At 49.1% G+C, this 5,780-nt stretch carries 5 protein-coding genes and 1 pseudogene; 4 read left to right on the forward strand and 2 right to left on the reverse strand.

Annotated elements, in window-relative coordinates:
* Window positions 1–278 (forward strand): annotated as a pseudogene (locus K7H09_RS23995) (MBL fold metallo-hydrolase); the annotation flags it as partial.
* Window positions 279–373: 95 nt separating this feature from the next.
* Here the strand turns inward: K7H09_RS23995 and K7H09_RS24000 are convergent.
* Window positions 374–1,267, reverse strand: coding sequence for a LysR family transcriptional regulator (locus tag K7H09_RS24000; protein ID WP_230806309.1), 894 nt, complete (start codon window positions 1,265–1,267; stop codon window positions 374–376).
* Between the two features lie 200 nt (window positions 1,268–1,467).
* Here K7H09_RS24000 and K7H09_RS24005 point away from each other — a divergent pair, with 200 nt between their 5' ends.
* Together K7H09_RS24005 and K7H09_RS24010 are read left to right on the forward strand one after the other, a co-directional pair.
* Window positions 1,468–2,622, forward strand: coding sequence for an aromatic ring-hydroxylating oxygenase subunit alpha (locus tag K7H09_RS24005; protein WP_230806311.1), 1,155 nt, complete (start codon window positions 1,468–1,470; stop codon window positions 2,620–2,622).
* Window positions 2,615–3,910, forward strand: a complete 1,296-nt coding sequence (locus K7H09_RS24010) for an MFS transporter (protein WP_230806313.1) — start codon at window positions 2,615–2,617, stop codon at window positions 3,908–3,910. Before K7H09_RS24005 ends, K7H09_RS24010 begins: the two co-directional genes overlap by 8 nt.
* Window positions 3,911–4,089: 179 nt before the next feature.
* Here K7H09_RS24010 and K7H09_RS24015 read toward each other — a convergent pair whose 3' ends face one another.
* Window positions 4,090–5,220: a hypothetical protein gene (locus K7H09_RS24015; protein ID WP_230806316.1), complete on the reverse strand. Its 1,131-nt coding sequence runs from the start codon at window positions 5,218–5,220 to the stop codon at window positions 4,090–4,092.
* Window positions 5,221–5,572: 352 nt separating this feature from the next.
* Between K7H09_RS24015 and K7H09_RS24020 the strand changes: the two genes are divergently transcribed.
* On the forward strand, window positions 5,573–5,780 hold a 208-nt coding region (locus K7H09_RS24020; protein WP_230806318.1), incomplete at its 3' end, for an MBL fold metallo-hydrolase.

Raw genomic sequence — 5,780 nt, forward strand, 5'->3', positions numbered from 1 at the left:
AAGCCACCTACACCGAAGAGATGGCCCAGAAAGCCGGTGATGTGGGGCATAGCTACGCCAAGCTTGTCGCCACGTTTGCCGAATCGGTACAGCTGCCCAATCTGGTGCTGACGCACTTTAGCCCCCGCTACCAGCTCAACCCCCATGCGTCGCCTTCCATTGAGGAGATCCGCCAAGAGGCCTTGCGCGTCTACTCGGGCTCGCTTTACTTGGCGCGGGATTTTGGCGAATACACCCTGGATAAAGCGGGCCACTTTTCTGAAGTGGCGGGCGAATAGGTTGGCCGTGTTTCGACCATTCTTGCGAATACACGGCTACTGAAAATGGGGTGACGTCATTCTCGGACATAGTTGTTAGAAGGGTGAACCAGTGCTTATTGGAGTAACTCCTCGCCTTTGGTTGTTAAACTCTGTTCGTATTCAGCCAAGTGCAGTACAACAGCGTCATACAGTTGGCTGCAAATGTGATCACTGCTTTTTTGGGGGCTTGCTAAGTTTACGTTTAAAGAGGGCAGCCGTGGGAGACAATGCTGGCTATCAAGGCGCCTGAGGGTGGGCGGTATCGTTGATTTGGGCAGTGCCGAAACGACAGCTCCGCTTTCCACTGCTGCCACAAGCCCTCCATAGCTGTAGGTTTCGAACTCAACTCTATACTCACGGCCTGCGCCTTTGAGTGCATTTAGGATGAATTCTCTGTCAGGGCAGCCGTACTCGAATAAAGCGACGGGTAGCGTACTCTGTTTCCAAACGAGCGAATTTCTAGCACAGACCCACTCTAATGGTTCAACTCGGATAGGCTCTGCATCGATGTCAGAAGGACAATGCTGGGCCAGAGCAATATCGAATTCCCCGTTTTTATAACGCTTCCAGATATCAGTGCTGAAGCTGCAATCCAATGTCACTTGAACATTGGGAAACTGACATTTCCAAAGCTCAAGTAGGCTTGGCAACAGACAAGTTGCGTAGCAATCTGTGGTGGCGAATCGAATGATCTGACGATCAGCAAAACTCTGCGCCAACCATCGCTCAGCCTCATCGTTTGCGTTAATGACCTTTTGTGCCCTTAGATAGAAGGCATGGCCTTTTTCGGTAAGGGTAACGCCTTTTGGAGTGCGGTAGAGCAGTGGAACGCCAATCTGGCGTTCAAGCTGCTGAACTTGCCAACTAACAGTAGATTGGGCCAGAAAGAGTCGCTCTCCCGCCCGTGAAAAACCGCCCAAATCTGCAACATAGATAAATGTGCGCAGCTGATCCAAGCTCCATTTCATTGTGGTACCTCCTACCGTCGGTTCGTCTTATTCGCCGAGCATGTTGAGTAATTGAAGTGGCGATCGGGTGATGTAAAAGGGACTCTGATCCAGTATCGAATTAATTGATACCCCTCAGCAAATATTTCCGTTTCCAATTATCCCATGTCGCTTTGTACGCTCAGACCACTTGTTTTGAAAACAAACACGTGGATACAAATATGACAGATACGAATAATTCCTTAAACACTAGAGTTGAGGGTGGGTGCGATAAAACAGGCCTCTCAAAAATGCTCCGCCCTGAATGCTATATCGATGAGGATTGGTTTGAACGAGAACTACAAACCATTCATTCTCCAGCCTGGCATTTTGCCTGCCTGTCGACTTCTCTCCCTAACGTTGGAAGTTTTGTAATCCGTCGGTTTTTGGAACGCAGTGTCATCATTGTCCGTAGTGAAGACGGTATTATCAGAGCCTTTCTAAACACCTGTAGACATCGTGGTGCTCCTTTAACGAGCGAAAGCTGCGGAAAAAATGCGAACTTTAGATGCCCTTTTCATAAGTGGTCTTACGATACATTTGGAAATTTGACGAGCGCTCCCGGTTTAGGTGGGAGCGTGAAAAGAAGCGATCTTAAAAAGTTAAATCTAAATCTGGTTCCAGTTCAATGTGAAGCTGCAGCTGGTTTGGTATTCATCAATCTTAATAAAGAAAACGAGATGCCGCTTGAGGTCTATCTAGGCAACTACATCGAGAAGGTAGCTCTACCACACCAAACTCAGAGAATGCATTGTGTTCAAGAAAAGTCCTATGCATTAACGACCAATTGGAAGCTATACATTGAAGTAGATATGGAGACTCTCCATACCAACTTCATTCACAGTCGCTCGATTGGTAGCCAACCAGTTAAACCGGTAGAACATGATCGCAACTGGTTTGGTGTTTATCATCAGAACTCTCTTTCTCCAGCATTATTTCCTGAAAAACGTAACCTCGCCTTTCCAACTCCCCGTGACGTTATCGGCGAAGCAGCAGAAGGCACCCATTTCAGCGTCATTCTGCCAGGTTTTTTCATTGTAACTGCACCCGAAGTTATGTGGTGGATTCAGAAGACGCCAATCTCAGCTACTCGCACAAGCGTCAATGTTGGTTACGCATTTCATGATGAAACCCTGGCGAGGCATGACTTTAACGAGATCGCACCACACTATTTCGAAAGACTCGATCAAGTAATTCTTGAGGATGACCAGATTTGTGAATACCAACTAGAAGGATTGAGCAATCGTGTGCGAGGGCATTTCACACCAGTTGAACCGGTGGCCGCTTACTTTTCGGAGCTAATCGAAACAAGGCTCCTGGAGGCGGGGTATGAATAGTACAAGTACCGTTATGGGGGGGCGCCTTCGGATTCCAATAACCTGGCTCAAATGGGGAGGCTGGTGTTTTCTCATTAGCATCTTCATGAGTGGATTCTTTTTCCGCTTCGCCCCTTCGACCCTTTCAGGGAGTATGCAGCAAGAGCTCAGTTTAACGGCCACTACGCTCGGCATTGTGGCATCAATGCATTTCTGGATTTATACGCTGATGCAGGTGCCCGCTGGCATTTTTACTGACTCGGTGGGGATACAGAAGGGGGGCGTTATCGGCGGTACAGTAACGGCGATAGGTGCTTTCTCCTTTGGTTTTGCGCCCAATCTTGTCGTTTTGCTTGTGGGGTCAGCGTTATTGGGGCTGGGCCTATCAGCTGTATTTGTCGCCCTGATGAGTTACAACGCTACTTGGTTTTCCCCAGAGCGCCATTCCCTTGTTATGGGTACAACCATGCTCCTGGCTGCGCTAGGAAGCGTAATAGCGCAGACCCCAACAGCGTATTTGTTGCATTGGTTCAACTGGAGAGAGGTCGTCCTTTTCTTCGCAGCCTTAACCTTATTGGCCACTGCATGCCTGCTTATTTTCTGTAAAGACGACCCAGCACCAAAACGGATACGTGACTCGAAAGCCAAGACGACTGTGCATCCAATACTGCGCGGAAATCGATATGTCCTTAGAGAGCGCCAGGTATGGTTACTGTTTGTTTGTGTCGCGGCCACCAACGGAACCTTGTATGCGTTTTTAGGACTGTGGGCGGTACCGCTATTGACCGATGGTTTCAGCATCCAACCAGCGCAAGCGGCACAATATGCCACCGTTGCGTTGACGATGTATGGTTTGAGTTCTCTCTTTTGGGGATGGATCGCTGACAGGATTGGTGCGAAGAAACCCATTATTGTTGTGACGGCTATGTTATCCGTCGCTGTATGGGCGCTGATGGCGTTTGCAGAGTGGGAGCCTGGTGGAGTGGCAATGGCACTGTTTGTACTTTTAGGACTCTCTGGCGGGCCGGTCGGGGTCATTTTTGCGGCTACCAAAGAGTCAGTCGCCTTGGCGAATGTTGGCTTTGCGACTGCTCTCGTTAATATGGGTGCGTTCCTGACCGCTGCTTTGGTTCAATCAGGTTTTGGGATCATTCTTGATACCGTCTCGGCTGCTGACCCCGAAACTGTTCCAAGCCTTCAGAGCTATCAACTCGCGTTGATTCTACCCTTAACTATAAGCGGCTTGGGAGTAGTGGCATCCTTGCTGTTGAAAGAACGGAGCCTGGCGAATGAGATGTTAAATGAGTGACGAGATAGTGTTTTCCGATGCCACACCACACCTGTAGGCCATAGTTAAAGGTTCAGATACTATTTCAGCTCAGCCTGGAGAGTCTAATTGAGAACGTGTTGTGCCCCCCTCACTCAGGCCTTTTTTCACTGTGGATCAGGATCAGGTCGTGGATCTCGCCTTGAAGAACGTCAAAATCTTTATGGAGTGGCTTGTGGGCGTAACTTAAGCAGACGCCCTAGAGCCGATAGCAACCAGCCAGGCGTCCATAACCATGCCGCAAAAACGATAATCCCATAAAGCAACCAAACGGGGAGAGATAAAAGCAGCTTTGCGATAAGGGCAAGTAGATCGCCTTTATACACCATCTTGGTGCTACGGCTGGCAAACTTGGTAAATTTCAGTGCGCCAACCCTATCCAGCACCTTTAAGCCTGTTTTACCAAAGGTGGCAGCGAGTAAAATGGTCTCTTTACCGAAGATGGCGGCGCGTTGACTAATATCGATAACGGCCGTGCCACCTATTCTGTACAACGCTGCACTTTGGCTACCGAATGTATCAGCAAAACGCGCGGCTCGACGAAGATCGGTGGCGTTTTGAGTGTTTTCCAGCATATTCAAACCGCCGCGGGTCTTGGCAAGAATATTGATATCACCGAGCATCGTTCTCAGCTGTCCCAAATTTCTGGTTTGCCGCGCCTGCCTTGCTGCTGTCATCACGGAATCTTTTAGCCAGTAAGGCAGTTTACCCAGTCTCCTTGCTGCCTTGAGCGTTATTAAACTGCTTTTGGCTACTGTGGTGCCTGCTACAGCGGGCGCTGCTGCACCCGCTGTAGCGCCAGTTCCCACAGTGCTTGCCATTTGCGCTGATGATGCCACCACCCCCAGTGTGGCCAGAGCTATTAAAACTTCATCAACCTCTTCACCGTGCACAAGGTTCAAGCCTTGGTTAGCCAAATCACGCAGATCTCCAATCACAAGGAAGTCCGATGTAACGCTGGCGACTTGCCCAATGGTTTCGTCACTGCTGCCTTTGAATAAGCCCTCGCCTAGCTTATCGAGCTGATAACGCCAATCGCTTCGCCGATCTTCAATACTCTGGTAAAGCGTCTGCGCCTCTGGATCGTCGCCAACGTAGTCAAATGCCATGAAGAATCCCAGATAGTCAGCCGCTTCAGCGTATCGCTCCTCCTCTACGAGAGCATGAGTTTCGGGTAACGGATTGATTCGGGTAAATGCCATTAGCATAAACGTGGTTCGTTGCCAGAGGACGCTCATCGCGACTAGGGCAACTAACAGTATCGTGAGTTTGAAGGGCAGCCTGAATAACATGTTTCAGTTCCTGGTTTTATTCTTTATTAATGAGGGTGCAATGATCTCTCTGAACCTTGTGAATCATGGCAACATGAGCGATGTATACGAATGATGGAAAAAACCGTCCAAACCACACTTTGCTCAAGCATCGGCTTAAGTAGCTTACTCAATCAATTTAAGGGGTGACAGCCTTTAATATGAAGAAAGCCATCTTCCAGCAAATAAGGCGTAATTACATTTGAGTTAGTGCGTAGGTGGGAGGCCATGAACTTATGAAAGCCGAGCGCTGCCTCAGTGAAAGTGAAAAGCGTGCTTGCATAGCCGTGTGGCTGCTGTTGCCAAAATCGATACAATAAATAACTGGATGGATATGAACCTACTCTTCCTAGGCACATCCGCCGGTGTACCGACCAAACAACGAAACGTCTCCGGCATCGCGTTGCGCGATAGCAAAGGGAAGGGCTGGTACCTGATCGATTGTGGCGAGGGCACCCAGCATCAGGTTTTGCACACGAAGTTATCGTTCCATTCTTTGAAAGCCATCTTGATTACCCACGTGCACGGCGACCACTGCTATG

Origin of the sequence: Halomonas sp. IOP_14 (genome assembly GCF_021021315.1) — a bacterium.
Classification (GTDB): Bacteria; Pseudomonadota; Gammaproteobacteria; order Pseudomonadales; family Halomonadaceae; genus Vreelandella; species Vreelandella titanicae.

Coding starts and splice junctions, on each gene's coding strand:
- K7H09_RS24015 (WP_230806316.1), bottom strand. CDS start 5,220: ATGTTATTCAGGCTGCCCTTCAAACTCACGATACTGTTAGTTGCCCTA.
- K7H09_RS24010 (WP_230806313.1), top strand. CDS start 2,615: ATGAATAGTACAAGTACCGTTATGGGGGGGCGCCTTCGGATTCCAATA.
- K7H09_RS24005 (WP_230806311.1), top strand. CDS start 1,468: ATGACAGATACGAATAATTCCTTAAACACTAGAGTTGAGGGTGGGTGC.
- K7H09_RS24000 (WP_230806309.1), bottom strand. CDS start 1,267: ATGAAATGGAGCTTGGATCAGCTGCGCACATTTATCTATGTTGCAGAT.